The organism is Streptomyces sp. NPDC057002 (genome assembly GCF_042673825.1).
In the GTDB taxonomy this organism is placed as follows: domain Bacteria; phylum Actinomycetota; class Actinomycetes; order Streptomycetales; family Streptomycetaceae; genus Streptomyces.
Map to the genome: position 1 here is coordinate 766390 of NZ_JBHURZ010000002.1, position 25182 is coordinate 791571.

26 protein-coding genes are annotated in these 25182 nt (G+C 71.5%); 17 read left to right on the top strand and 9 right to left on the bottom strand.

Annotation, left to right across the window (positions count from 1 at the left end):
* The 4 genes from ACFT32_RS11550 to ACFT32_RS11565 all read right to left on the bottom strand — a co-directional run bounded on the left by ACFT32_RS11550 (position 1) and on the right by ACFT32_RS11565 (position 4271).
* Positions 1 to 882, bottom strand: a complete 882-nt coding sequence (locus tag ACFT32_RS11550; protein WP_382488227.1) for an ABC transporter permease — start codon at positions 880 to 882, stop codon at positions 1 to 3.
* Positions 879 to 1772 carry an ABC transporter permease gene (locus ACFT32_RS11555; protein WP_382488228.1) on the bottom strand — a complete coding sequence of 298 codons (894 nt, stop codon included), beginning with the start codon at positions 1770 to 1772 and terminating at the stop codon, positions 879 to 881. Before ACFT32_RS11555 ends, ACFT32_RS11550 begins: the two co-directional genes overlap by 4 nt.
* 3 nt (positions 1773 to 1775) lie before the next feature.
* A complete protein-coding gene (locus tag ACFT32_RS11560; RefSeq protein WP_382488229.1) occupies positions 1776 to 2900 on the bottom strand; it encodes a spermidine/putrescine ABC transporter substrate-binding protein in 1125 nt (374 codons plus the stop codon).
* Positions 2901 to 3095: 195 nt separating this feature from the next.
* Positions 3096 to 4271, bottom strand: a complete 1176-nt coding sequence (locus tag ACFT32_RS11565; protein ID WP_382488230.1) for an aromatic ring-hydroxylating dioxygenase subunit alpha — start codon at positions 4269 to 4271, stop codon at positions 3096 to 3098.
* A gap of 326 nt (positions 4272 to 4597) precedes the next feature.
* Here ACFT32_RS11565 and ACFT32_RS11570 point away from each other — a divergent pair, with 326 nt between their 5' ends.
* The 9 genes from ACFT32_RS11570 (at position 4598) to ACFT32_RS11610 (ending at position 13353) form a co-directional block, all read left to right on the top strand.
* Positions 4598 to 5017, top strand: a complete 420-nt coding sequence (locus tag ACFT32_RS11570) for a hypothetical protein (RefSeq protein ID WP_382488231.1) — start codon at positions 4598 to 4600, stop codon at positions 5015 to 5017.
* Complete coding sequence (locus ACFT32_RS11575; RefSeq protein WP_382488232.1) at positions 5014 to 6237, top strand: NADH-ubiquinone oxidoreductase-F iron-sulfur binding region domain-containing protein; 1224 nt, start codon at positions 5014 to 5016, stop codon at positions 6235 to 6237. The genes ACFT32_RS11570 and ACFT32_RS11575 overlap by 4 nt, the downstream gene beginning before the upstream one ends.
* Before the next feature lie 55 nt (positions 6238 to 6292).
* Positions 6293 to 6484 carry a ferredoxin gene (locus tag ACFT32_RS11580; RefSeq protein ID WP_376385194.1) on the top strand — a complete coding sequence of 64 codons (192 nt, stop codon included), beginning with the start codon at positions 6293 to 6295 and terminating at the stop codon, positions 6482 to 6484.
* Between the two features lies 1 nt (position 6485).
* A complete protein-coding gene (locus ACFT32_RS11585; protein WP_382488233.1) occupies positions 6486 to 8540 on the top strand; it encodes an acetate--CoA ligase family protein in 2055 nt (684 codons plus the stop codon).
* Positions 8541 to 8559: 19 nt separating this feature from the next.
* Positions 8560 to 9732, top strand: a complete 1173-nt coding sequence (locus ACFT32_RS11590; RefSeq protein ID WP_382488234.1) for an acyl-CoA dehydrogenase family protein — start codon at positions 8560 to 8562, stop codon at positions 9730 to 9732.
* A gap of 37 nt (positions 9733 to 9769) precedes the next feature.
* Positions 9770 to 10942, top strand: a complete 1173-nt coding sequence (locus ACFT32_RS11595; protein WP_382488235.1) for an acyl-CoA dehydrogenase family protein — start codon at positions 9770 to 9772, stop codon at positions 10940 to 10942.
* A gap of 34 nt (positions 10943 to 10976) precedes the next feature.
* A complete protein-coding gene (locus ACFT32_RS11600) occupies positions 10977 to 11879 on the top strand; it encodes a 3-hydroxybutyryl-CoA dehydrogenase (protein ID WP_382488236.1) in 903 nt (300 codons plus the stop codon).
* 47 nt (positions 11880 to 11926) lie between these two features.
* Positions 11927 to 12538, top strand: a complete 612-nt coding sequence (locus ACFT32_RS11605) for a TetR/AcrR family transcriptional regulator (protein ID WP_382488237.1) — start codon at positions 11927 to 11929, stop codon at positions 12536 to 12538.
* 77 nt (positions 12539 to 12615) lie between these two features.
* Complete coding sequence (locus ACFT32_RS11610) at positions 12616 to 13353, top strand: SDR family oxidoreductase (RefSeq protein ID WP_382488238.1); 738 nt, start codon at positions 12616 to 12618, stop codon at positions 13351 to 13353.
* Between the two features lie 10 nt (positions 13354 to 13363).
* Here the strand turns inward: ACFT32_RS11610 and ACFT32_RS11615 are convergent, their stop codons facing one another.
* Positions 13364 to 14278 carry an RNA polymerase sigma-70 factor gene (locus tag ACFT32_RS11615; protein WP_382488239.1) on the bottom strand — a complete coding sequence of 305 codons (915 nt, stop codon included), beginning with the start codon at positions 14276 to 14278 and terminating at the stop codon, positions 13364 to 13366.
* A 70-nt stretch (positions 14279 to 14348) separates the two neighbouring features.
* Positions 14349 to 16028: an NAD-dependent malic enzyme gene (locus tag ACFT32_RS11620; protein WP_382488240.1), complete on the bottom strand. Its 1680-nt coding sequence runs from the start codon at positions 16026 to 16028 to the stop codon at positions 14349 to 14351.
* Positions 16029 to 16150: 122 nt separating this feature from the next.
* On the opposite strand from ACFT32_RS11620, the gene ACFT32_RS11625 reads away from it, so the two are divergent.
* The 8 genes from ACFT32_RS11625 (at position 16151) to hypA (ending at position 22646) form a co-directional block, all read left to right on the top strand.
* The gene (locus ACFT32_RS11625) at positions 16151 to 17707 is read left to right on the top strand and encodes a hypothetical protein (protein WP_382488241.1); all 1557 of its coding nucleotides are present in this window, start codon (positions 16151 to 16153) and stop codon (positions 17705 to 17707) included.
* Position 17708: 1 nt separating this feature from the next.
* Positions 17709 to 18800 (top strand): hydrogenase expression protein HypE, encoded by a 1092-nt coding sequence (locus tag ACFT32_RS11630; protein WP_382488242.1) that lies wholly within the window; start codon positions 17709 to 17711, stop codon positions 18798 to 18800.
* Positions 18801 to 18870: 70 nt separating this feature from the next.
* Positions 18871 to 20664: a nickel-dependent hydrogenase large subunit gene (locus ACFT32_RS11635; protein ID WP_382488243.1), complete on the top strand. Its 1794-nt coding sequence runs from the start codon at positions 18871 to 18873 to the stop codon at positions 20662 to 20664.
* Positions 20657 to 21208, top strand: coding sequence for a NifU family protein (locus ACFT32_RS11640; protein WP_382488244.1), 552 nt, complete (start codon positions 20657 to 20659; stop codon positions 21206 to 21208). Before ACFT32_RS11635 ends, ACFT32_RS11640 begins: the two co-directional genes overlap by 8 nt.
* The gene (locus tag ACFT32_RS11645; RefSeq protein WP_382488245.1) at positions 21205 to 21801 is read left to right on the top strand and encodes a DUF5947 family protein; all 597 of its coding nucleotides are present in this window, start codon (positions 21205 to 21207) and stop codon (positions 21799 to 21801) included. Before ACFT32_RS11640 ends, ACFT32_RS11645 begins: the two co-directional genes overlap by 4 nt.
* A gap of 42 nt (positions 21802 to 21843) precedes the next feature.
* Positions 21844 to 22050 (top strand): hypothetical protein, encoded by a 207-nt coding sequence (locus ACFT32_RS11650; protein ID WP_382488246.1) that lies wholly within the window; start codon positions 21844 to 21846, stop codon positions 22048 to 22050.
* 34 nt (positions 22051 to 22084) lie between these two features.
* On the top strand, positions 22085 to 22282 hold the full coding sequence (locus ACFT32_RS11655; protein WP_261683866.1) for a hypothetical protein: 198 nt from the start codon (positions 22085 to 22087) through the stop codon (positions 22280 to 22282).
* Between the two features lie 7 nt (positions 22283 to 22289).
* A complete protein-coding gene (gene hypA / locus ACFT32_RS11660; protein WP_382488247.1) occupies positions 22290 to 22646 on the top strand; it encodes a hydrogenase maturation nickel metallochaperone HypA in 357 nt (118 codons plus the stop codon).
* 50 nt (positions 22647 to 22696) lie between these two features.
* Here hypA and hypE read toward each other — a convergent pair whose 3' ends face one another.
* Genes hypE through ACFT32_RS11675 form a run of 3 tightly spaced genes read right to left on the bottom strand, consistent with a single transcriptional unit; the run spans position 22697 to position 25180 of the window.
* A complete protein-coding gene (hypE, locus tag ACFT32_RS11665; protein WP_382488248.1) occupies positions 22697 to 23767 on the bottom strand; it encodes a hydrogenase expression/formation protein HypE in 1071 nt (356 codons plus the stop codon).
* Positions 23760 to 24902: a hydrogenase formation protein HypD gene (gene hypD, locus ACFT32_RS11670; RefSeq protein ID WP_382488249.1), complete on the bottom strand. Its 1143-nt coding sequence runs from the start codon at positions 24900 to 24902 to the stop codon at positions 23760 to 23762. The genes hypE and hypD overlap by 8 nt, the downstream gene beginning before the upstream one ends.
* Positions 24899 to 25180, bottom strand: coding sequence for a HypC/HybG/HupF family hydrogenase formation chaperone (locus ACFT32_RS11675; RefSeq protein WP_382488250.1), 282 nt, complete (start codon positions 25178 to 25180; stop codon positions 24899 to 24901). Before ACFT32_RS11675 ends, hypD begins: the two co-directional genes overlap by 4 nt.
* Positions 25181 to 25182 lie beyond the last annotated feature (2 nt).

Here is a 25182-nt window from a genome sequence, read left to right on the forward strand (position 1 = left end):
TCACTTCCCGGAGAAGAGGTCGAGGCCGCCGCGGCGGCCGAAGAGGCGCGGGATGAACAGGGCCAGGGCGATCAGGGCGATGGATCCCGCGAGCATCAGGGTGCCGACCGCGTTGATGGTGGGCTGCACCCCGAAACGGATCGCCGAGTAGATCCGCACCGACAGCGGCTGCGGGTCGACACCGGTGGTGAAGTAGGCGAGCACGAAGTCGTCGAAGACCAGCGCGAAGATCAGCACGGCACTCGCCAGCACGGCGGGCAGCAGCGCCGGCAGGGTCACCAGCCGGACCGCCTGCCACCTTGTGGCACCGAGGTCCATCGCGGCCTCCTCCACCTCCGGGTTCAGCGCGGCGACCCGCGAGCGGAGAACGACCGTGACGTACGAGATGGAGAAGGTGATCTCGGCGAGCATCACCGTGCCGGTGGACAGCGGCACGCCCAGTCCCTTGAACAGCAGCATCGACGCCACGCCCGTGACGATCTCCGGCGTGATCAGCGGCACCAGCATGATCAGGCCGGCCAGCGAGCCCAGCCGGGTGCGGCACCGGACCAGGCCGAGCGCGAGCGCCACCCCGAGGAGAAGCGAACCGGCCATCGCCACCAGGGAGATGCGCAGGCTGGTGGTGAGGGACGCGATGAGGACGTCGTCGTGGGCGAAGGCGCGGTACCAGCGCAGGCTGAACCCGTCGAACACCGTCAGCGACTTCACGGAGTTGAAGGAGAACAGCGCCACCACGGCGATGGGCAGATAGAGCAGCGCGAAGAACAGCCCGGTGACCGCGACCAGGACACGGGGCCTGCGCTGGGCCCGGCCGCGCCGCGTACGGTTCCCGGCAGCCGGACGGGCCGGGGCGGTGGGGGAGGGGAGCCGGAGCAGGGTCATCGGCGTGCCTCCGCCTCGTCCTTGCGGGTCCGCCGCAGATAGCCGAGCATCCCGACCAGCAGGACCAGCATCAGCAGCATGGTGAGGGCGGAGCCCAGCGGCCAGTTCTGGCCCTGGAAGAACTTGTCCTGGATGAGATTGCCGATCATGATCTGGTCCGGGCCTCCCATGAGCTGTGCGCTGACGAAGTCACCCATCGCGGGCAGGAAGACCAGGACGAGCCCGGCCGCCGCGCCCTGCCGGGTGGCTGGCAGCGTGACGAAGAAGAAGGTGCGGACCGGGCCGCCGTACAGATCGCGGCCGGCCTCGATGAGGGAGACGTCCAGCCGTTCCAGGGCCGCGTACAGCGGGATGATCATGAAGACGACGAAGCCGTAGACGAGTCCCGCTACCACGCCGAAGCCGCTGTTGAGGATCTTCGTGCCGGCGTCGGCGAGACCTATCGCGCGCAGGGTGCGCAGCACGGGCCCGTCGTCGGACAGGACCACCGACCAGCCGTACATCCGCACCAGGTAGTTGGCGAAGAACGGCACCACGATCGCGGCGATCAGCGCGTGCTTGTACCGCCCGCCGTGCAGGGCGATGGTGTACGCCACCGGATAGGCGATCAGCAGACTGATCAGGCAGGTCAGCAGCGCGTAGCCGAGTGAGCGGGCCAGGACCTCCGTGTAGGCGGGGTCCGCGAGGGCGCGGATGCCGGCGAGGTCGAAGCCGAAGCGCGGGTTGCCCAGCTCGTCGGTGGTGCCGACCGCGAGGACGGCGACGAGGACCAGCGAGGCGATCAGGAAGCCGGTCATCCAGATGGTGCCGGGCAGCATGAGCCAGGTCCAGATGCGGGTGCCGTCGGCATCCCGGCGGCGGGTGCGGGAGGAGGGGCGGAGCAGTGCCATGGCTCAGCCCGCCTTCACATGGGTCCAGGCGGTGTCGCGGGCGTCCTCCGCCGCGCGGCCGCCGTTGCGGAAGAACAGGTCGGCCTTCAGGTCCGCCTCGGTGACGAGGCACTCGGGGAAGGGTTCGACCAGGTCGGCGTAGACCTTCTCGGAGCCCGCGACCGGCATCGGGTAGCCGATGTACTCGATGTTCCTCTTCACGTTCTCCGGCCGCAGCATGTAGTCGATGAACAGCATCGCGGTGCCGGGGTGGGGCGCGTTCCAGGGGATGGCGTAGCAGTCGGAGTTGATCGGCGTGCCCTCCTTGGGGGCCTGGAAGCCGAACACGGAAGGGTCCTCGGCCTGGTTGAGCATGGCGGCCATGTCGCCGCTCCACGCCTGCTGGATCAGCGCGTTGCCGTTGAGGAGGTTGTTGTAGCTGTCGCTGGAGAAGCCGCGCAGCCGCGGTCGCAGGGTGCCCAGCAGCGAGGTGATCCGGTCGAGGTCGCCGGTGTCACCGGAACTGACGTCGAGACCGAGCGCGAGGGCACCCATGCCGAGGACCTCGTCACGGTCGTCCAGCAGGAAGACCTTGCCCTTGGCCCGGTCGCTCCACAGGTCCCGCCAGCTGTCGGCGAGTTCACCGATCCGGTCGCGACGCCAGCCGATACCGGTCTTGTACGTCGTGAACGGGATCGTGTGCGCGGAGCCCGGGTCGTACCACGGGTCGGCGAAGTAGCTGTACGAGCCGAACACGGCCTGGGAGTTGGTGAGGTGGGAGTGGTCGATACGGCGCAGCCGGCCGCCGCGGACCAGGCGCTGGGCCCATTTGGCCGAGGGAAAGACGATGTCGTAGCGGTTGCCGGCGTTGAGCTTGGCGACCATGCCCTCCATCGAGTCGAAGTTCGACTGGACGACCTTGACTCCGTACTCCTTCTCGAAGCCCTTGAACACGGCCGGGTCGACGTAGTCGGCCCAGTTGAAGTAGACGAGATCACCGTCGACGCGCGGCTCGACCGGGGCGAGCCGGTCGGCGTCGGGTTTCTTCGCGGGCATGAACCCGCAGCCGCCGGCCGCGGCGCCCAGCAGGCCGCAGGCGCCCGCCCGCAGCACGGCACGGCGGGACGGCGGTATTGCCTCGGGGGACATGAAGCGTCCTCTCCGTCGAGGAACGGCACAACTCCAGGGCGGGACCGGCTGGTCGGCTCACTTCAGGCCCTGATTCCGCAGTGAAGACCGGTCTGGGGAGGTGCGTACGCGCAGGTCAGAGGGCGCGCGATAAGGACGACGGAAGCCGGAAGGCGGCGTCGCGCGGATGTGGTGAGTTCGCTGCTCCGAAGGGCTTCACTCGGTGATTCCCTCCAGGTCCTCCCGGACCCGGCGGGCGAACCAGCCGACCGCGGCCTCGCGCTGCGAGAGCGGACCCGGCTCGAAGCCGGGGGTGCGCATCCCGGCCTGCACCCGCTCCACCAGCTCGGCGTCCTCGTCGTTGGTGACCCAGCCGATGTGGATGTTGAGCCGCCGGGCCAGCCGGGTGCGGACGTCCTCGCCGAGCTTGGTGTAAAAGGCACCGGGGATCGCCGCCCGGTCCTGGGCGGTGGGCAGGGCGGTCCACGCGAGCACGTGGTCAGGGTAGAAGTCGATGAGCGTGTTGGGATAGATCACGGCGTACCGCCATACCCGCCGGTCCGCCTCGGCCAGCCCCGGCATGGGAGCCGCCAGCCGCTGGTAGAGCCGCTCGGTCCAGTTCGAGGACGGCTTGTCGCGCAGCGGGGACTCGAACAGGACGTAGTTCTCCCGCACGTCCACCGTGTACGCCTGGTAGTCGAGCAGTCGCATGAGGGAGGGGTGGGCCACGGGGACGTGGTAGCCCTCCAGATAGTTGTCGACGATCACCTTCCAGTTGGCGTTCTGTTCCTCGCCGCCGGCCAGATCGTGGATGCGGTGCTTGCCGACGGGCACGAGACCGGGCCCCGCGTAGTGCCCGACGGCCTCGGCGAGCCCGGCACAGGTCTCGGAGAGCGGAGTCGCCTCGAGGTCGAGGTTGACGAAGACGAAGCCGAGGAAGGACTCGACATTGACCGGGTGCAGCCCGAGCGCGGGCTTGTCCAGGCAGGGGATCCTTCGGGCCTCGGGGGCGCCGACCAGCTGTCCGTCCAGTTTGTAGGTCCAGCCGTGGTACGGGCAGCGGATCGCCTTGCCCGACGGCTCGGGGGCGGAGACCAGGCGGGTACCGCGGTGCCGGCAGACATTGAGGTGGGCCGCGAGGCCGCCGTCCTCGGTGCGGACGACCAGTACCTCCCGGCCGGCGGCGGTGGCGGCGAGCCGGGCGCCGGGCCCCGGCAGGTCGGACTCATGGCAGACGAGCTGCCAGGACTTGGCGAAGATGCGGTCGGTCTCGGCCTTCGCGATGGCCGGATCGGTGTAGTAGCGGGCGGGCAGCGCTTCCCCGGGGTGCTCGAGCGGCGACTCCGGCGGGGGAGAGGTGACGGTCTCTGCCCGGGTGGTCGAGGGGTGCATGGGGTCCTCCTCCGCGCCGCTGCGGCGGCGATGGGCGGTGAGGCTGTGGCCGGTGCGGTTCCAGGAGCTTGCCGCAGTCGGCTGACTGATTGGTTAGTCAGACTGCGACCACCGCGGAGGCAAGTCAAGACTTGTGGGCTGACTAATTAGTTAGTTAGTCTCGTGGCAGGCGGATGGCCGGGACCCGACGACGGATGCCCACGCACACCCCGCCCGTACAGCTCCCCCGCCCTTCTCGCCACGGCGCCGGAGCATCCCCACTCACGTCATCGCCGCGCCACCCCCGTCTCCGGATCACCGGAGACGGCGCGACCCCGGAGGCACGCATGAGCGCTCGCCGAAGTCTGGTTTGGCTCGGCCTCACGCCCGAGCCCGAACAGGAGCTGCCCACCGCGGTGGCCGCCCTGCGGGCCCGGGCGGACGGCCGCCCGCCGTCGCCCCTCGTCGCCGCCGAGCGGCGGCGGGTCGAGCGGCTGGTGCTGCGCGGCACACAGCGCGGCTGGCTGCGCTACCTCGGCGAGGTCACCGAGCTGGTCGTCGAAGCCGCCACCGGATCCGGGACCGCCGATCCACGAGCCGCGCTGCTGGCCGGCGAGGTCGTCCTCGACCACCACCGCATGCTGATCGGCCTGCCCGGGGCCGGCTACGAGCGCACCGCCGGACAACGGCGAGAGCTGGAGGGGGCGTTGGTCCGGCTGAGGTCTCGCGCACCCCTGGGACACTCCGAGCTCAGGAGCACCCTGTGACCGGCGTGTTCTCCCTCCTCCCGGAAGCCGTCCTCGTCCCGTCGCCTTCCGGCGCCGAGGACCTCTCCCGATATCTCGCCACGGGCGGCTACGCGCCGTCGCCCGCGCCCGACCGGTTGCTCGACCTGATCGGCGCGGCGGGGCTGCGCGGCCGCGGCGGCGCCGGTTTCCCCGCCGCCGTCAAGCTCCGCGCCGTCCGTGACGCACCGGGCCCCCACGTCGTCGTCGCCAACGGCGAGGAGGGCGAGCCCGGCTCCGTCAAGGACCGCTGGCTGCTGCGGCACCGGCCGCACACGGTCCTGGACGGACTGCGGCTGGCCGCGGCCGTCACCCGGGCCGGACGTGCCTGTGTGTACCTCTCCGACGACCTGGCCGAGCAGGCCGTGCGGCGCGCGCTCGCCGAGCGTCCCTTCGGCCTGCGCCTGGACGTCGTACGGACCGAGCACACCTACGTCGCGGGGGAGGAGACCGCGGTCGTACGCCGCATCGACGGCGGTCCGGCCCTGCCGACCGCGAAACCACCGCGCCCGTTCGAAAGCGGTGTCGGCGGTGCGCCCACCCTCGTCGCCAACGTGGAGACCCTGGCCCGTATCGCGCTGATGCACGCGCGGCCCGACGCCGCGGCCCTAGTCGCCGGCGCGCATCTGGTGACCCTCTCGGGTGCCGCCGACGCGGCGCTCGTCGAGGTGCCCGCCGGTACGCATCTGAAGGTCCTCGCCGACCTCCGCGGATACGGCAGGGCGGAAGCGGTCCTGCTGGGCGGCCTGTTCGGCGGTCTGTTCGGCGAGGGCTGGACGGACCTGCCGCTCGACCAGGACCACCTGCGCGCGGTCGGCGGTGCGCTCGGGTGCGGGGCGCTGCACTTCCCCGGTCCGGAGGACTGCCCGGTCGCCGTGGCCGTCGAGGCCGTCGCCTATCTCACGGCACAGAGCGCCCGGCAGTGCGGGGTGTGCGTCTCCGGCACCGGGGCGCTGGCCAGGACCCTCGCGGCCGTCGCACGCGGCGAGGCCGGCCATGACGCGGTCGGCAAGCTGCGCCGCTGGTCGGAGCAGCTGCCGGGCCGCGGGGCCTGCGGGCTGCTCGATGCCGCCGCCCGTATCGCGGGCACCCTCCTCGCTCACTTCCCGGACCGGATCGACACCCACCGCCGCCCCGGCTGCCCCGCCTGCGCGGGCACCGCACCGGAGGACGGTCGCCGCTTCACCGTGCCGGTGCCCTGAACCCCACCCCGCTCCCTCTACGGCCCCGGCTCCCGCCGCTCTGAAAGGACCCGCCATGAAACTCCTGCTGGACTCCACCCGCTGCCATGGCTACGGCCTCTGCCAGGAACCCGCACCCGAGCTGATCGAGCTCGACGAGTGGGGCTACGCGCAGGTCCGCCCGGCCGAGGTGCCGGACGGCGACGAGGAGGCCGCCGAGGCCGCTGTCGCCGCCTGCCCCAACTCCGCGCTGCGGCTGGAGAAGTGACATGGGACGTGACCTCTCCGCCCTCTTCGACCCCGTCTCCGTCGCCGTCGTCGGAGCCAGCGACGACCCGGCCAAGTACGGCCATGCGATAGCCGCCCAGGCCGTCCGCGCCGACGGTCGCCGCCCCGTTCACCTGGTCAACCGCCGCGGCGGCACCGTGCTCGGCCGAACCGTCGCCCCCAGCCTGAGCGCGGTCGGCGAACCCGTCGACCTGGCGGTGGTCTCCGTGCCCGCCGCCGGTTTCGAGGACGCCGTCGACGAGGCCCTGCGGTGCGGGGCCCGGGCGATCGTCGCCATCACGGCCGGATTCGCCGAGACCGGCGAGGCGGGGCGGACACGGCAGCAGGCCGTCGCCGAACGGGTCCGTGCCGCCGGTGCCGTGATGGTCGGGCCCAACTGCCTGGGGATCGCCGACAACACCACCGACCTCTTCCTGGCCTCCGACACCTTCACCCCCGGCGGTGTCGCGCTGCTCAGCCAGAGCGGCAATCTCGCCCTCGAACTCCAGCTCCGCTTCCGTCCGCACGGCCTCGGCTTCTCCCGGTTCGTGTCGCTCGGCAACCAGGCCGATGTCACCCTCGTCGACCTGCTCGCCGACTGCGCCCGCCACGAGGGCACTCAGGCCATCGCGGTCTACGCCGAGGACTTCGGCGACGGACGCGCCTTCGCCGAGGCGGCCGCCGACGCAGGCAAACCCGTCGTGCTGCTCACCGCCGGACGCGGCGACGCCTCCGCACGCAGCGCGCAGTCGCACACCGGCGCGCTCACCACCTCGGCCGACGTGGTGAGCGCGGCCTGCCGGGACGCCGGTGTGGAACTGGTCGCCACCCCGCGCGAACTCACCGTCGCCCTGGCCGCGTCGAGCGGCGGACGCCGGGCTTCCGGAGACAGGGTCGCCGTGCTCACCGACGGCGGCGGGCACGGCGTCGTCGCCGCCGACGCCGTCGAGTCGGCCGGGCTGGCCGTGCCCGAACTCCGGGAGCCCACCAGGCAACAGCTTCGCGAAGCCCTGTGGGAACAGTCGGCCGTCGCCAACCCGGTGGACCTCGCCGGGATGGGCGAGCAGGACCCCGGCTCCTATGCGGAGACCCTCGCCGCGCTGCTGGCGGCCGAGGAGGTCGACGCCGTGCTGATGACCGGCTACTTCGGCGGCTACGCGGCCGCCGAGGGCGGGCTCGGCGGTGGCGGTGCGGCGCTCGCGGCCGGGGAACAGGAGGCCGCACGCCTCATCGCCGCCCGGCACCGCGCCACCGCCAAACCCATCGTGGTGCAGTCGATGTACCCCGAGTCCCCCAGCTGCCGCACGCTCGCCGCCGCCGGCATACCGGTCTTCGCCGCCACCGAGGACGCGGCCCGCGCCCTCGCCGCGACGGCTCCCGCCGGACGGCGCACCGGCGTCACCCCTCTTCCCCGGCCGGCCTCCCCGCTCCGCGAGAGCGGCTACCTGGAGACCCGCAGAGCCCTGGAAAAAGCCGGACTCGCCTTCCCCGCCGCCCGTGAGGTCCACGACGAGGCAGAACTCCTGGACGTCGCCGAGGAGTTCGGAGGACCGTATGTCCTCAAGGCGCTCCACCTCCTGCACAAGTCCGACGCCGGGGGAGTGGCACTCGGCCTGGCCGGACCCGGCGAACTGCTCGCCGCCTTCCGCGAGATGCACGCCCGGCTCGGCGCCACCTCCTACTCCGTGGAGGCCATGGCCGATCTGACCGACGGCATCGAGCTGATCGTGGGCGTCAACCAGGACCCGCGCTTCGGCCCCGTCGCCATGGTGGGTCTGGGCGGCGTGCTGGCGGAGGCACTGCACGACGTCGCCTTCACCCTCGCCCCCGTCTCCGCGGACCGGGCCGAGAGCCTGCTGCGCGGACTGCGCACCGCCGCCCTGCTCGACGGGGTGCGGGGCAAGCCCCCCGTCGACGTCGCGGCCGCCGCGAAGGCCGTCGAGACGATCACGGCGTTCGCCGCTGCCCACCCGGAGATCGCCGAGATCGAGGTCAACCCCCTTCTCGTACGCCCCGACGGCGTGCTCGCCCTCGACTCCCGAGCCGTACTCGCCTGACCCACCGGAAGAGGCCCCCATGGACATGCGCTACACCCCCGAGCAGGCCGACCTCAAGCGTCGCGCCGCCGACTACGCACGGCTGCTCATGCGGTACGAGGACCAGTCCGAGCAGGCCGGCGGACCCCTGCCGCTGCAGCTCGTGACCGAACTGACCCGGGCCGCCATGGACACCGGCGTCTACGCCATCAACATGCCCGCCGAGTGGGGCGGCGCCGGACTCAGCCTGCTCGACCAGGTCATCGTCGAGGAGGAGTTCGGCAAGGTCACCAACTGCCTCTGGGACATTCCCTGGCGGCCCGCCAATGTGCTGGCCTACGGCGACGAGCGGCAGCGCGAGAAGTATCTGCTGCCCGTGATCCGCGCGGAGAAGTTCGACGCGTTCGCGGTGACCGAGCCGGGCGCGGGATCCGACCCGTCCTCCGGCACCTCCACGGCCGACCGCACCGACGGCGGCTGGGTGCTCAACGGCGAGAAGTGGTTCGTCACCTGCGGCGACATCGCCGACTTCCTGCTGGTGCAGGCGGACGCCGGACCCGAGCGGCAGCCCACGCTGTTCTTCGTGGACCGGGCCGCGCCCGGCGTCGAGATGACCCGGGTCCCGCACTTCATGCACTCCGCCGTCAACGGGCACCCCGAGTTCACCTTCACCGACGTCTTCGTCGCCGACGAGGACGTGCTCGGCGGCGTCGGCAACGGCTACGAGCTCACCAAGGAATGGTTCACCGACGAACGCCTGATGATCGCGGCCCGTACGGTCGGCGCGGCCGAGCGTGCTCTCCGACTCGCCCGGGACTGGGCCGTGGAGCGTGAGCAGTTCGGGGCGCCCATCGCCTCGTACCAACTCATCCAAGGCATGCTCGCCGACTGCGCCGTCGACATCGCCGTCAACCGTGCCTACACGCACCAGGTGGCCTGGGAGGCGGACCAGCCGGGCACCGACCGCAAGACGCTGCACGCCAAGGCCTCCACCGCCAAACTCGCCGCCAGCGAGGCCGCAGGCCGGGTCGCCGACCGCTGCCTCCAGATCTTCGGCGGCCGGGGCTACGACCGCACCTACCCCGTCGAGCGCATGTACCGCGAACTGCGTGTCGACCGGATCTGGGAGGGCACCTCCGAGATCCAGCGGCTGATCATCGCCAACGAGCTCATCAAGCGCGGCACGCGCGCCCTTGCCCTGCCCACGCCCTGACTCCCTACCTTCATCACCTTCATCAGCGAGGACTCCCATGGACTTCCGTCTCACCCCGCGCCAGGTTCAGCTCAAGGCCGACGCGCGTGCCCTCACCGACTTCATCGCCACGTACGAGACGCAGTGCGAGGAGGACAACGGCCTGCCCGCCGACGCACACGCCAAGGTCCGTGACGCCGTCCTCGACGCCGGACTCCAGGCCGTCAACATGCCGGCCGAGTGGGGTGGCGCCGGGCTCACCATCGCCGAGCAGGTCACCGTGCAGGAGGAGTTGGGGCGGCTCACCGGCGCCCTGTGGGACATGGTGTGGCGGCCCGCCAACGCACTCCGGTTCTGCACCCCCGAGCAGCGCGAGCGGTTCCTGATCCCGGTGATCAACGGCGAGCGGCGCGACTGCTACGCCGTCACCGAGCCCGGAGCCGGGTCCGATCCGCAGAACTTGGCCACCACGGCGACGAAGAACGACCAGGGCTGGGTGCTCGACGGCGAGAAGTGGTTCGTGACCGTCGGCGACCACGCCGACTTCATGATCGTGCTCGCGGCGGCCGGCCCGGAGCGCGCACCGACCCTCTTCCTGGTCGACAAGGACACCCCCGGCATCGAGATGACGCGGGTCCCGCGCTGGATGCACACCTTCGTCTACGAGCACCCCGAGTTCACCTTCACCGACGTCCAGGTCGGCGAGGACGCCGTGCTCGGCGGCGTCGGCGAGGGCTACGACATCACGCGCTCCTGGTTCACCGAGGAGCGTCTGATGATCGCCGCCCGCACCATCGGCGCGGCCGAACGGGCGCTGGAGCTGTCCCGGGACTGGGCCGTGGAGCGGGAGCAGTTCGGGGCGCCGATCTCCTCGTACCAGCTGATCCAGGGCATGCTCGCCGACTGCGCCGTGGACATCGCCGTCAACCGCGCCTACACCCACCAGGTCGCCTGGGAGATCGACCAGGCCTCGGCCGAGGACCGCAAGACCCTGCACGCCAAGGCGGCCATCGCCAAGCTCTCGGCGAGCGAGGCCTCGGGCCGGGTGATCGACCGGTGTCTCCAGATCCACGGCGGGCGCGGCTACGACCGCTCGTACGCCGTCGAACGGCTCTACCGCGAGCTGCGCGTGGACCGGATCTGGGAGGGCACCTCCGAGATCCAGCGGCTGATCATCGCCAACGAACTCACCAAGCGCGGCACGGGCGTCCTGGACCTGCCCACCGCCTGACCCGCACCGCCGCAGACCGGAGAGAGGGATACGGATGACCGACATCAAGCGCGTGGGAGTCGTCGGCTGCGGGCTGATGGGCGCCGGCATCGCCGAGGTCTGCGCACGGGCCGACGTGCCGGTCACGGTCGTGGAGCGCGACGCGGAGGCGGCCCGGGCCGGCCGCCTCCGCATCACCCGCTCGCTCGACCGGACCACCGCACACGGCAGACTGACCGACGAACGACGGGAGAACGCCGACTCCCTGATCACCGTCGTCCATGAACTCGAAGCGCTGCACGACCACGACCTGGTGATAGAAGCGGTCGCCGAGGACGAGGCCCTCAAGATCGACGTGTTCACCCGCCTCGACTCGGTGATCACCGGCGACGACACGATCCTGGCGACCAACACCTCCTCCATCCCGGTCATCAGGCTCGCCGCCGCGACCACCCGGCCCGACCGGGTCGTCGGCGTGCACTTCTTCAACCCCGTGCCCGTCCTGCGCCTCGTCGAGCTGGTGCCGTCGCTGCTCACTTCGCCCGCCACGGCTGCACGGGCCGAGGAGTTCGTGACCGGGGCCCTCGGCAAGGAGGTGGTCCGGACCCGGGACAAGGCCGGGTTCGTCGTCAACGCGCTGCTCGTGCCGTATCTGCTGGCAGCGATCCGCATGGTCGAGTCGGGCAGCGCGACCGTCGAGGACGTCGACCGGGGCATGGTCCTCGGCTGCGCGCATCCGCTCGGCCCGCTGGCCCTGACGGACCTGATCGGCCTCGACACCACGCGGGCCATCGCCGAGTCGCTGTACGCCGAGTTCCGCGAGCCCCAGTACTCCCCGCCCCCGTTGCTGTCCCGGATGGTGGAGGCCGGTCTGCTGGGCCGGAAGTCCGGTCGGGGCTTCCACACGTACGACGAGGAGCCGCGGCATGAGGCCCCGGTACCGGCGGGGCGGGCGTGAGGGAAGATGGTCATGGCCCACGACCACCGAACGAGGGGAGCCGCAGGGTGTCCACCAAGGTGCGCACGGCAGACACGCGCGAGCGCATCCTGACCGCGGCGTGCGAGGTCATCGCCGACATCGGCTTCGAGAAGATCCGCATGCGGATGGTCGCCGAGCGCGCCGGAGTGTCGACGGCGCTGCTCCACTACCACTTCGACACACGCGAGAAGCTGTTCACCGAGGCGATGACCCACTCCTTCGCCCACACGGCAGTCGACCTCGAGCGTGACGCGGAAACGGCTCCGGCGGCGGTCATCCTGGCCCGCATCCTGCGCAATCTGCTGCCGACCGATCCCCAGCTCCACCAGGACTGGCGGCTCTGGCAGGAACTGTGGGTCAGGGCGCTGCGCGACGAGGCCACCCGGGTCTTCGCCGTGGACCTCTACGCGCAGCTGCACACCTGGGTGGGGGACGCGGTACGGCGCGGCATCGACTCCGGCGAGTTCACCCCGACCGACGTCGACGACCTCAGCACGCTCGTACTGTCCCTGAGCGACGGCTACGGCATTCGCCTCATGCTCCGCGACCCGACGGTCACCCTCGACTCGGCGCTCACCTCCGTATGGCGCCATGTCTCCACCGCACTCGGCCTGCCGGACACCGTGCCGACGGAGTAAATCCCCGCCGGCTGTCACAGACCCGGGCGCCGCCCTGTCTCTCTGGTGAGTCAGCCAACCAGCGAACGGAGACAGTGATGAAGATCGTGGTCGTCGGCGGTACGGGCCTCATCGGCTCGCAGGTGGTCGCGCTGCTGCGCGACAGGGGTCACGAGGCCGTGCCCGCCGCCCCCTCCACGGGCGTCGACACCCTCACCGGCGAGGGCCTTGCCGAGGTCCTCAAGGGCGCGGACGTGGTCGTGGACGCGTCGAACTCGCCGTCCTTCGACACCGAGCCGGCCCTGGACTTCTTCACCCGCTCGGCGCGGAACCTGTTCGCCGCCGAGAAGGAGGCCGGCGTCCGGCACCATGTCGGACTGTCCATCGTCGGTGTCGACCAGGTGCCCGGCTACGGTTACTACGAGGCCAAGGTCGCCCAGGAGAACGCCGTACGCGGCAGCGGCGTGCCCTACAGCATCGTGCGCGCCACCCAGTTCTTCGAGTTCATCGCCCCGGTGATGGACATGTCCACCGAGGACGGGGAGGTGCGTTTGCCTTCCCTGCGACTGCGTCCGATCGCCTCCGCCGAGGTCGCCGCCGCCGTCGCCGAGGCGGCGCAGGGCGAGCCGTCTAACGGCGTCCGTGACATCGCCGGCCCCGAGACGCACGGCCTGGACCGGCTCGGCATGCTCACCCTCGCGGCGAAGCCGGACGGCCGGACCGTCGTCACGGACGAGACCGCCGGCCTGTTCGCGGGCATGCCCGACGTACTCACCGGCGACGAGACCGCGCACCTCGCGGCCACCCGTTACGAGGAGTGGCTCGAGCAGCACTGAGGCCGGGAGGCTACGGGCGGTCGGTGAGCCTGCGTGCCGACCGCTCGTACGCCCTCAGCTTGTCCGGCGTCAGGACCCAGTAGAGCCCGTCGATGCCGTCCGGACCCACGGTGGCGCTCACCAGCGCCACGGCGGTCCCGTCCTGGGCGAGCAGCACACTGGGCTGCCCGTTGGCCTCGACGATGCCGTAGTCGGCCCCGGGGAAGAACTTCCGGGCGAAGGCCGTCACCTTGGCCACGCGCCCGGCTCCCACGATCTCCAGCCGCGCCACGCCGCGCATCCCGTTGCCGTCCGCGTAGGCGACGACGTCGGCCGACAGCACGTTCTCCAGCGCGGCCACGTCACCGTGCCGCGCGGCGGCCACGAAGGCGTCGAGCAGACGCCGGTGCTGAGCCGTGTCGACCGGTTCCCGGCGCTCGGCGGACAGGCGCTTGCGGGCCCGGCTGACGATCTGCCGCGTGTTGGCCTGGCTCAGCTCCAGCATGCCCGCGATCTCGTCGTACGCGTAGTCGAATGCCTCGCGCAGCACGTATGCCGCCCGCTCCACCGGATTCAGCCGCTCCAGGACCAGCAGCACGGCCAGCTCCAGCGCCTCGCCGCGCTCCGCGCCGACCTGCGGATCGACGCTCGTGTCCACGGGCTCCGGCAGCCACGGCCCGACGTAGGCCTCGCGGCGCACCCGCGCCGACTGCGCCACATTGATCGCCAGACGGGTGGTGATCTTCGCCAGGAAAGCCCCGTGATCCAGCACCGATCTCCGGTCGGCGCCCTGCCAGCGCAGCCACACGTCCTGCACCACGTCCTCGGCCTCGGACACGCTGCCCAGGACGCGGTAGGCGATACCGAACAGCCGTGGTCGCAAGCGCTCGAAGGCGTCCGCCGCCGCGTTCAGCGCGTCGTCGGTGGGGGACTCTCGCTGCTCCATGGCGTGGACGCCTCCGGGGTCGACCGTCGTGTCTTCGACAGTACGTCCCCCGGAGCGCCCGGATCCGTTCCTAGCCCTCGTAGCGGGGCGTCCACTGCGCCTGCGCGACCGCCTTGCGCAGTTCCTCCCCCGTCGCTTGCGGGGCCACCCCGTCCTCGACGGCGGCGAGGGCCGCGGCCATGGCGATCTCACGGGCGGAGTCCCGCATCCCGGTCAGGGGCGGCAGCAGCGGCACGGGCCCGTCCTCGCCGTCCGCCGCCCGCACCGCGCACTCGGCGACGGCACGCGCGGCGGCCACGAGCATGCGGTCGGTGACGCGCGTGGCGCGGCTCGCGGTCACCGCGAGCCCCATGGCCGGGAAGACGTACACGTTGTTCGACTGCGCCACCGGCACCTCGTGCCCGTCCACCGTCAGCGGCGGGAAGGGCGAGCCGGTGGCGATCAGGGCCCGGCCGTCGGTCCAGCGGGTGAGGTCGGCGGGCTCCGCCTCGGAGTGGGAGGTGGGGTTGGAGAGCGGGAAGACGACGGGCCGCTCGCAGGTCGAGGCCATCTGCCGCACGATCTCCTCGGTGAACGCGCCATGAGCCGTCGACAGCCCGATCAGCGCCGTCGGCTCGACGCGGCGCACCACCTCGGCGAGGCCGGTGCCGTCCCAGCCGGCCACCTCGCTGTCGTCGCGGGCGAACCTCCGCTGCTGCGGGGTCAGTTCGCCGCGGGAGCGCACCAGCAGGCCGTCGACGTCGAGGATCCAGAACCGTGCCGTGGCCTCGTCCTCCGGCAGCCCCCCGTCGACCATGGCCGTACGGATCATGTCGGCGACGCCGATGGCCGCCGACCCCGCGCCCAGGATCACCAGCCGCTGCTCGGGCAGCGGGGTGCCCGCCACGTCCGCCGCGGTGGACAGGGCGCCGAGCGCGACGGCCGCGGTGCCCTGGATGTCGTCGTTGAACGTGAGCAGCCGGTCGCGGTAGCGGGCGAGGATCGGATGGGCGTGGGCGGTGGCGAAGTCCTCCCACTGGAGCAGCGTGCCGGGCAGCTCCGCCTCGACCGCCGACACGAAGGCCTCGATCATCTCGTCGTACTCGGCGCCGGTCAGCCTGCGGTCACGCCGGCCCAGATAGCGCGGGTTGTCCAGCAGGGCCTCGTTGTCCGTGCCGACGTCGAGCAGGATCGGCAGCGTACGCGCCGGGTGGATACCGCCGATCGCCGTGTAGAGGCTGAGCTTGCCGATCGGGATGCCCATGCCGCCGACGCCCTGGTCGCCCAGTCCCAGGATGCGCTGTCCGTCGGTGACGACGATGACGTCCACGTCGTGGTCCGGGTACGGGCGGTTGCGCAGGATGTCCCGGAAGCGGTGGCGGTCCTCCCAGCTCAGGAACAGTCCGCGCGGACGCCGGTAGATCTCGCTGAAACGCCGGCAGGCCTCACCCACCGTCGGCGTGTAGACGACGGGCAGCAGCTCCTCCAGGTACTCGGTGACCAGACGGTAGAAGAGCACCTCGTTCGTGTCCTGCAACTGCCGCAGATAGATGTGCCGGTTGAGGGGCTTGTCGTAGCCGTGGAACGCCTCGTAGGCGCGGGCGACCTGCTCGTCCAGGGTCTCCACGGCGGGCGGCAGCAGCCCGTCGAGCCCCAGCTCCGCGCGCTCCTGGCGGCTGAAGGCGGTGCCCTTGTTGACCAGCGGGTCGGCCAGGGTCGTGACGGCGGGGCTCGTGGTCGTGCGGGGGTGGTGATTCATGGGCTGGTCCATGAGGTGACGACTTCCCCACCCCGAACGGCCCAACCGAATGGGCCGGAGGAGGCGGGGGTGGATGAGCGGTGTGACCGTGGTGGAAGGGATGCGCGTACACACACGGACGACGAGGAGGCGCGATGGCGGAGGGACTGGTCGAGGGCGGCAGGGCGCGCCCTGCCACCACGGGCGCGGCGGAACAAGGGCCGCCGGAACGGTCCCGGGGCGTCTTCGAGCAGCTGAGCGCCGTCGCCGACGCCGTCCTCTACGAGGGCTACCTCCTCTACCCCTACCGCCGGTCCTCGGCCAAGAACCGCGTCCGATGGCAGTTCGGGGTGCTGTTCCCCCGGGACTGGGTGGAGGCGGACGGCCCCGTCGTTCCCGGTGTGTCGGGCTCCGCCGACTCCTGGTACCAGCAGACCGAGTGTCTGCTGCGGATCCGGCGGCCCGGCGACGCCTCCGTCCGCGTGCGGATCCGCTACCTCCAGACGCAGCGCAAACAGGTGGAGGAATCCGCGGACTCCGAAAGCTCCGGCCACCGTCCCGTCGCATCGCTGCGCACCGACGACGGCACGGTGCACCTGACCTTCGACGAGGCCGTGCCGCGCGAACACGACATCGTGGTCCCCCTCGACGAACTCCTCGGCACGGGACGCACCGTCCCCGTGGGCGCGGCCGCCGGCGTGGACGTCGAGCCGCTGCCCGCGGGTGCCGGGCGGGTGGTACGGCACCGCGACGAGGTACGGGCCGACACCACCCTCACCGCCGAGCGCCTCACCGACGACCTCTGCCGGCTTCGGGTCCGCACGGCCAACACCGGGCCCGCACCGGCAGCGCGGAGCGCGCGTGACGAGGCACTGCGCCGGGCCCTCGTCGCCACCCACACCCTCATCGGCGGCGACGGAGTGGAGTTCGTCTCGCTGACCGATCCGCCGGCGGACCTGGCGGCACCCGCGCGCGACTGCCGGAACGAGTTCACCTTCCCCGTCCTCGGCGGTGAAGCCGAGGACGCCGGGCGCATCCTGCTGTCCGCGCCGATCATCCTGCCCGACCACCCCCAGGTCGCCCCCGAGAGCCCGGGCGACCTGCACGACGCCGCCGAGATCGACGAGATCCTCACCCTGCGCACCATGCTGCTGACCGACGAGGAGAAGCGCGAAGCGCGGGCCACCGACCCCAGGGCGGCCGCGATCCTCGACCGCGTCGACACCATGCCGCAGGAGGTCTTCGAACGGCTCCACGGCGCCGTCCGCTCCCTGGCACCGGTCGCCCCGGCGACCGCTCCGGCGACCGCCGAACGCCCCGCCTGGTGGCAGGAGGGCGCCGACGACGGTCTCTCCCCGGCCACCGACACCGTGCTCGTCGACGGCGTGCCCCTCGGCGGCGGCAGCCGCGTCCGGCTCCGTCCCCGCGTACGGGGCGCCGACGCCCAGGACATGTTCCTGGCCGGCCGGACCGCCGAGGTCGCCGCCGTCTTCCACGACGTGGACGGCAGCGTGCACCTCGCCGTCACCCTCGACGACGACCCCGCGTCCGAACTGCACACCTGGTACGGCCGCTTCCACTACTTCCGGCCCGACGAGCTCGAACCCCTCGAGCCCGCCGGAACCCCGGACGAGCCGTCGGCACCGGCTCCCGCCGCGGCACCAGCCCGGCATACGACCGACTCCGAGACCCCCGCAGCGGAGGCCGAGTGACATGACAACGAACAGCAGTACAGCCGAGGTCAGCAAGGAACCCGATCGCGCCGAGGACCGTCAGGGCTTCGACGAGATCACCATCCTCTGGATCTCCGAGGGCATGAGCTGCGACGGCGACACCGTGTCGCTGACCGCCGCCGACCAGCCCTCCATCGAGGACCTGGTGCTCGGCCTGATCCCGGGCCTGCCGAAGGTGAACCTGGTCAACAAGGTGCTCTCCCCGAGCCTGGGCGGCGAGGACTTCCTCGCCCCCTACCGGGCCGCCGTCCGCGGCGACCTCGCCCCGTTCATCCTCGTCATCGAGGGCTCGGTCCCCAACCAGAACATCATCGAGGGCGAGGGCTACTGGACGTCCTTCGGCAACGACCCGGAGACCGGCGAGCCGCAGCCCCTGAACTGGTGGATCGACCAACTGGCCCCCAAGGCCTGGGCGGTGGTGGCCGCCGGCACCTGCGCCACCTTCGGCGGCATCCACGCCATGTCCGGCAACCCCACCGGCTGCATGGGCCTCGCCGACTACCTGGGCTGGGACTACACCTCCCGGGGCGGGCTGCCCATCGTCAACGTGCCCGGCTGCCCGATCCAGCCCGAGAACTTCATGGAGACCCTGGTCTGGGTCCTCTACCACGCGGCCGGCTCCGCGCCGCCGCCGCCGCTGGACCACATGCTGCGCCCGCAGTGGCTGTTCGGGAAGACGGTCCACGAGGGCTGCGACCGCGGCTCGTACTACGAGCAGGCCAGCTTCGCCAAGGACTACAACTCGCCCAAGTGCCTGGTCAAAACGGGCTGCTGGGGTCCGGTCGTCAACTGCAACGTGCCCAAGCGCGGCTGGATGGCCGGCATCGGCGGCTGCCCGAACGTCGGCGGCATCTGCATCGGGTGCACGATGCCCGGCTTCCCCGACGCGTTCATGCCGTTCATGGACGAGCCCCCGGGCGGAACCCTGTCGTCCCTGGCCATCAGGCCCTATGGGGCCGTCATCCGCCGCCTGCGCGGCATGACCAACGAGTTGGTCAACCACGAGCCCAGGTGGCGCCACAACAAGCGCAAGCTGACCAGCGGCTACGACCCGCACTGGCGGTCCTCGTGACGCCCGCCGCGCGCACGGGCGCGCACCCCACCACCCACCGGAACACCGACAGCGAGGGGCAGTACCACAGATGACCACCACCGAGGCCCGGCCCACGGAGCGCAAGCCGCCACAACTCGTGGACATGTCCTGGGATCCGATCACCCGGATCATCGGCAACCTGGGCATCTACACGAAGATCGACTTCGCCAACCGGGAAGTCGTGGAATGCCACAGCACCTCGTCGCTCTTCCGCGGCTACTCGGTGTTCATGAAGGGCAAGGACCCGCGCGACGCGGGCTTCATCACGTCCCGGATCTGCGGCATCTGCGGCGACAACCACACCACCTGCTCCGACTACGCCCAGCAGATGGCCTACGGCGTCAAGCCGCCCCCGCTCGCCGAGCACATCGTCAACCTCGGTGAGGCGGCGGAGTACATCTTCGACCACACGATCTTCCAGGACAACCTGGTCTTCGTGGACTTCTGCGAGGCGATGGTCAAGGCCACCACCCCCAGTGTGCTGGCCCGTGCCGAACGCACCGAGGCGCCCCGCGGCGAGACCCACGGCTACCGCACGATCGCCGACATCATGCGCGCCTTCAACCCCTTCGAGGGGGAGGTCTACAAGGAGGCCCTGAAGGTCAGCCGCATCACCCGCGAGATGTTCTGTCTCATGGAGGGGCGGCACGTCCACCCGTCCACGCTGTACCCGGGCGGTGTCGGCACGATGCCGCAGCCGACCGCCTTCACCGACTACCTCAGCCGGCTCATGCGGGTCATCGACTTCGTGAAGAAGTCCGTCGCCATGAACGACGACGTCTTCGACTTCTTCTACGAGGCGATGCCCGGCTACGAGGAGGTCGGCCGCCGCCGCACCCTGCTGGGCTGCTGGGGCGCCTTCCAGAACCCCGCGACCGTCGACTACCGCTACGAGACGATGAACTCCTGGGGCAAGGACATGTACGTCACCCCCGGCATCATCGTCGACGGCGAACTGGTCACCAACAACCTCGTCGACATCAACCTCGGCCTGCGCATCATGCTGGGCAGCTCGTACTACGAGGACTGGGTGAACGAATCGCCCTTCGTCACGCACGACCCGCTCGGCAACCCCGTCGACATGCGCCACCCGTGGAACCAGACCACCGTCCCGGTGCCGCAGAAGCGCGACTTCGACGACAAGTACAGCTGGGTGATGAGCCCGCGCTGGTACGACAAGCGGACCGACGCGCATCTCGCCCTCGACACCGGCGGCGGCCCGCTCGCCCGGCTGTGGTCGACCGCGCTCAGCGGCATCGTCGACACCCCGTACGTCAAGTCCACCGGCCACAGCGTGCGCATCTCGCTGCCCAAGGGCGAGTCGCTGCCGGAGACCACCCTGGAGTGGCGCATCCCGAAGTGGAGCAACACCATCGAGCGCGACCGCGCCCGGCCGTACTTCGTCGCGTACGCGGCCGCGATGGCCCTCCAGTTCCTGGAGGAGGCCATGGGGATGGTCCGCGCCGGCGAGACCAAGGTGTTCGAGAACTACGAGGTGCCCGACGAGGCGATCGGCTGCGGCTTCCACGAGGCGGTACGCGGCGTCCTCTCCCACCACCTGGTGATCAAGGACAAGAAGATCGCCAACTACCACCCGTACCCGCCCACCCCGTGGAACGCCAGCCCCCGCGACATCTACGGCACCCCCGGTCCGTACGAGGACGCCGTCCAGGGCCAGCCCATCTTCGAGGAGAACGGGCCGGACGACTTCAAGGGCGTCGACATCATGCGCACCGTCCGCAGCTTCGACCCCTGTCTGCCGTGCGGTGTGCACATGTACGTCGGCAAGGGCAAGACGCTGACCACCCTGCACTCGCCGACGTACGGGGCGAACCATGGCTGAGGCCACCGGCGCGCGGCTGGCCGACCCGGACGTCGAGGCCCGGCTCGCCCGGCTCGACGACCTGCTGGAAGGCCTCGAGTCCGCGCCCGGCCCCACCACCCGCTCCGCCACCGAGGCGGTCGCGCTCCTGACCGAGGTCTACGGCGAGGCACTGGCCCGCGTCATGGACCACGCGGACGGGACGCTGGCCGGGAACCTGGCCGGCGACGAGTTGCTGGGCCATCTGCTGGTCCTGCACGACATCCACCCCGAGCCCGCCGAGCGCCGGGCGGCCCGCGCCGTCGAGCGGCTGCGCCCCGCCGTCCAGGAGCGCGGCGGCGACGTGGAGTGGGCCGGAGTGGAGGGACAGGTCGCCCGGGTGCGCCTGACGGCGGGCGGCGGGTGCGGCTCCGGCTGCGGCGGCGGAGGCTCCGAGGTCACCGACGCGGTCCGCGCGGCGGTCCTCGCGGTGGCTCCCGAGCTGACGGCGGTGGAGCCGCTGCCGAGCACGCCGGCCCCCGCCTTCGTACCGCTGACCACACTGACGACCCGGGACGCACGGTGACCACCGAAGGGGCCCTGGCCCGCCTCATCCGCTCCTCGGCCGACCGCACGGCGGCGGCCGCGGAGGAGGTGTGCGACCTGTGCGCCGCGCCCCTCGCCGAGGAGCACGCCCACCTCCACGACGCCGGGCAGGAGGAGGTGCGCTGCGCCTGCCGGCCCTGCTCGGTGCTGTTCGCCGAGGCCGGGGCGGGTGACGGCCAGTACCGGCTCGTGCCCCGGCGCCGGGTCCGGCTGCCGCACGTCGACACGGCGGTGCTGGGCGTACCGGTCGGTCTGGTTTTTTTCGTGCCCCGGGCGGACGGCACCGTCACCGCGCAGGGCCCGAGCCCGGCGGGGGCCATGCGGTGGGAGGTGGACGCGGCGGCCTGGCGGGAACTGGCCGGTACGGTTCCGCAGCTCGCCACCGTGGAACCCGAGGTGGAGGCCCTGCTGGTGAACACCGTCCACGGTCTCGATCACCACTGGATCGTGCCGGTCGACGACTGCTACCGGATGGTCGCCGTCGTACGCCGGGAGTGGCGCGGCCTCTCCGGCGGCGGCCGGGTCTGGCCGGTCGTCGAACAGTTCTTCGAGGACCTCACCGAGCGGCCATGAGCACGCACTCCGCAGGTCGGAGGCGAGGAAGGAGAGCACCCCATGGGCAGCATCAGAGTGGGCCGGCCCCAGGCGAAGCCCGACACCCCCGGGCACGTCGCCGGCATGCACCAGGGCAACAAGGGACGGTACGCGGAGCAGAAGGGTCACCACGAGGACGGCACCGCCGACGCGCGCCGCTCCACGGGGATCCACTGGAAGCGGCATGACGCCCTCGTGGAGGGCATGCCGAACATCTCGCCGGGATGACAGCCGGTCTCGGACAGAGCAGGGAGTCGCCGCAATGAAGGTCAAACGAGTACGCAGACCCGTCGCGCGCAGGCGAGGCGGGATGAGCGGACAGCGGGTGCTGAAGGCCGAGGCCGTCCTGGTGGGCGGTGTGGCCCTGGCACTGCTGTGCTGGGAGTGGCCCAGCCTGAGGCGGGAGGCGCGGATCTGGCGGATGGCCGGCGGTTTCCGCGCGGGCAACAGGTATCCGTGATCCGGCCGTGCACGAACTGTCGATCGCGACCGCGATCATCGAGCGGGCCGACGAGCTGGCCCGGGCGGACGGGACGGACGCCGTCTCGACCGTGACCGTCCGGGTCGGCGAACTGGCGGGCGTCGTCCCCGACGCCCTCGGTTTCGCCTTCGAGGTGGCCCGCGACGGCACCGCCCTCGCCGGGGCCAGGCTCGTGGTCGAGCAGATCCCCGGACAGGCCTGGTGCGGCCCGTGCGCCGAGGAGTTCCCGGTGGGCATGCCCCCGTTCTTCTGGTGCCCGCGCTGCGATCAGCCCTCCAACGATCTGCGGAGCGGCCGGGAGCTGGAGATCACGGGCATCGAGCCGTCACCGGCCTCCGCATAGCGCGAGTGGGCCCCGCCGAGACCTTCGGCGGGGCCCACTCGCACGCCCGGTCAGCAGATGCGCGGCAACTGCTCACCGAGCGGCAGATCCACCACCCGCGTCCCGCCCAGGCCGGTGGCGACCACCACCATCCCGGGGTGCTCGGCGACGCACTCGCCGATCAGCGTGGCCCCGGTGCCCTGCGGATGGGCGCGCATCGCCGCGAGCACCTCGTCCGCCGCCGACGGGGGCACGAAGGCGACCAGCCGGCCCTCGTTGGCGACATACAGGGGATCGAGCCCGAGGAAGCCGCAGGCGTTCGCCACGGCGTCCGGCACCGGAACGGCCCGCTCCTGGAGCCGGACCCCGGTCCCGGAGGCGCGGGCGATCTCGTTGAGGGACGCCGCCAGGCCACCCCGGGTGGGGTCGCGCAGCACATGGATGTCCGGCGTGACGGCCAGCATCGCCGCCACCAGATCCGCCAGCGGCGCGGTGTCGCTGGCGACCTCGACCCCGAACTCCAGCCCCTCCCGCACACTCATGATCGCCACCCCGTGCAGACCGATCGGCCCGCTGACGATCACGGCGTCACCCGGCCGCGCGCGCTGAGGCCTGATGTCCACGCCATCGGGCACGAGCCCCACCCCGGCGGTGGTGACGTACACCCCGTCGCCGTGCCCGGACTCGACGACCTTGGTGTCACCGGTGGCGATCGTGACCCCGGCGGCCTCCGCCGCCGCCCCCATGGCGCGTGCGATCCGTCCGACGACGGTCAGCTCCACGCCCTCCTCCAGTACGAAGGCGGCGGACAGGTAGGCCGGCCGGGCACCGCTCATCGCGAGATCGTTGACCGTGCCGTTGACCGCGAGGTCGCCCAGACAGCCGCCGGGGAAGAACAGCGGCCTGACCACGTACGAATCGGTGGAGAACGCCAGCCGCGCGCCGCCCAGTTCGAGGACGGCGGAGTCGGCCAGACCGGCCAGGGTTGCGTTGCCGTAGGCGGGGACGAAGACCTGCTCCATCAGCTCCGCCGACAGCGCTCCTCCGCCGCCGTGGCCCATCACCACGACCGGCTGGTCGCGCAGGGGGGCGGGGCAGGTCCAGTTCGCCGGGTCGACGGTGTCGGCGAGTTGTTCAGGCAACGGGGTTCATCTCCTCCCGCGCGGCCCGCTCGGCCTGCGGTGTAGCGGCGTTCATCCGGCGGTACAGGTAGTAGGCCGCGCAGGCACCCTCGCTGGAGACCATGGTGGCGCCGAGCGGGTTGCGCGGAGTGCAGGTGGTGCCGAACGCCTCGCACTCGGTCGGCTTGATCAGCCCCTGCAGCACCTCGCCGCTGCGGCACTCGGCGGGCTCCTCGGTGCGGATCCCGCTGACGTCGAAGCGGTGCTCGGCGTCGTACGAGCGGAAGGCGTCGGTCAGCCGCCAGCCGCTCAGCGGGATCGGCCCGATGCCGCGCCAGTTGCGGTCGGTGACCTCGAACACCTCCTCGATCATGCGCACCGCGGCCGGATTGCCCTCCTCGCGCACGGCACGCGGATACGCGTTCTCCACCCGGTGCTCACCGCGCTCCAGCTGCCGGACCGCCAGGCGGATCCCCTCCAGGATGTCCAGCGGCTCGAAGCCGGTCACCACCATCGGCACCCGGAACCGCTCGGCCAGCTCCGGGTACTCCGCCATGCCCATCACGCTGCACACATGTCCCGCGGCCAGGAAGCCCTGTACCCGGCAGGCGGGCGCCGTCATGATCGCCTCGACGGCCGGGGGAACCCGCACATGGGACACCAGGAGGCTGAAGTTGGTCAGCCCCAGACGCCTCGCCTGGTGCACGGCCATCGCGTTGGCCGGGGCCGTGGTCTCGAAGCCGATCGCGAAGAACACCACCTCCCGGTCCGGGTGGCGGCGGGCCAGTTCCAGGGCGTCGAGCGGCGAGTAGACCACCCGTACGTCGCCGCCCTCGCCCTTGACCCGGAACAGGTCGCGGTCGGTGCCCGGCACCCGGAGCATGTCGCCGAAGGAGCAGAAGATCACGCCGGGCCGCGAGGCGATCTCCAGCGCCTTGTCGATGACCTCCAGCGGCGTGACACAGACGGGGCAGCCGGGGCCGTGGATCAGCTCCACCTGCTCGGGCAGCAGCTGGTCGATGCCGTGCCGGATGATCGAGTGGGTCTGCCCGCCGCACACCTCCATCAGGGCCCACGGCCGGGTGGCCGTGGCACGGATCTCGTCCAGCAGCCGCCGGGCCAGATCGGGGTCGTTGAACTCGTCGATGTACTTCACGCCGTTCCCGCCTCCTTCGCCGCCTGCTCCCAGGCGTCCCCGAACTCCTCCTCCAGCAGCCCCAGTTCCTCGAACAGCTTCAGCGAGGCCAGGGCCGACTCCTCGTCCAGACGCTGGAGCGCGAAGCCGACGTGCACGATGACGTACTCACCCACCCGCACATCGGACACGTACTCCAGGCACGCCTTCTTCTGCACACCGCCGAAATCGATCAGCCCGGTGAGCGGTTCCGCGCCGTCGTCGATGGCCACGACCTTGCCGGGCACTGCCAAACACATGG

What these genes read in the sequence shown, in the direction of transcription:
- ACFT32_RS11550 (WP_382488227.1), bottom strand. Translation starts at nt 882, where the DNA reads ATGACCCTGCTCCGGCTCCCCTCCCCCACCGCCCCGGCCCGTCCGGCT.
- ACFT32_RS11555 (WP_382488228.1), bottom strand. Translation starts at nt 1,772, where the DNA reads ATGGCACTGCTCCGCCCCTCCTCCCGCACCCGCCGCCGGGATGCCGAC.
- ACFT32_RS11560 (WP_382488229.1), bottom strand. Translation starts at nt 2,900, where the DNA reads ATGTCCCCCGAGGCAATACCGCCGTCCCGCCGTGCCGTGCTGCGGGCG.
- ACFT32_RS11565 (WP_382488230.1), bottom strand. Translation starts at nt 4,271, where the DNA reads ATGCACCCCTCGACCACCCGGGCAGAGACCGTCACCTCTCCCCCGCCG.
- ACFT32_RS11570 (WP_382488231.1), top strand. Translation starts at nt 4,598, where the DNA reads ATGAGCGCTCGCCGAAGTCTGGTTTGGCTCGGCCTCACGCCCGAGCCC.
- ACFT32_RS11580 (WP_376385194.1), top strand. Translation starts at nt 6,293, where the DNA reads ATGAAACTCCTGCTGGACTCCACCCGCTGCCATGGCTACGGCCTCTGC.
- ACFT32_RS11585 (WP_382488233.1), top strand. Translation starts at nt 6,486, where the DNA reads ATGGGACGTGACCTCTCCGCCCTCTTCGACCCCGTCTCCGTCGCCGTC.
- ACFT32_RS11590 (WP_382488234.1), top strand. Translation starts at nt 8,560, where the DNA reads ATGGACATGCGCTACACCCCCGAGCAGGCCGACCTCAAGCGTCGCGCC.
- ACFT32_RS11595 (WP_382488235.1), top strand. Translation starts at nt 9,770, where the DNA reads ATGGACTTCCGTCTCACCCCGCGCCAGGTTCAGCTCAAGGCCGACGCG.
- ACFT32_RS11600 (WP_382488236.1), top strand. Translation starts at nt 10,977, where the DNA reads ATGACCGACATCAAGCGCGTGGGAGTCGTCGGCTGCGGGCTGATGGGC.
- ACFT32_RS11610 (WP_382488238.1), top strand. Translation starts at nt 12,616, where the DNA reads ATGAAGATCGTGGTCGTCGGCGGTACGGGCCTCATCGGCTCGCAGGTG.
- ACFT32_RS11615 (WP_382488239.1), bottom strand. Translation starts at nt 14,278, where the DNA reads ATGGAGCAGCGAGAGTCCCCCACCGACGACGCGCTGAACGCGGCGGCG.
- ACFT32_RS11620 (WP_382488240.1), bottom strand. Translation starts at nt 16,028, where the DNA reads ATGGACCAGCCCATGAATCACCACCCCCGCACGACCACGAGCCCCGCC.
- ACFT32_RS11625 (WP_382488241.1), top strand. Translation starts at nt 16,151, where the DNA reads ATGGCGGAGGGACTGGTCGAGGGCGGCAGGGCGCGCCCTGCCACCACG.
- ACFT32_RS11630 (WP_382488242.1), top strand. Translation starts at nt 17,709, where the DNA reads ATGACAACGAACAGCAGTACAGCCGAGGTCAGCAAGGAACCCGATCGC.
- ACFT32_RS11635 (WP_382488243.1), top strand. Translation starts at nt 18,871, where the DNA reads ATGACCACCACCGAGGCCCGGCCCACGGAGCGCAAGCCGCCACAACTC.
- ACFT32_RS11640 (WP_382488244.1), top strand. Translation starts at nt 20,657, where the DNA reads ATGGCTGAGGCCACCGGCGCGCGGCTGGCCGACCCGGACGTCGAGGCC.
- ACFT32_RS11650 (WP_382488246.1), top strand. Translation starts at nt 21,844, where the DNA reads ATGGGCAGCATCAGAGTGGGCCGGCCCCAGGCGAAGCCCGACACCCCC.
- ACFT32_RS11655 (WP_261683866.1), top strand. Translation starts at nt 22,085, where the DNA reads ATGAAGGTCAAACGAGTACGCAGACCCGTCGCGCGCAGGCGAGGCGGG.
- ACFT32_RS11675 (WP_382488250.1), bottom strand. Translation starts at nt 25,180, where the DNA reads ATGTGTTTGGCAGTGCCCGGCAAGGTCGTGGCCATCGACGACGGCGCG.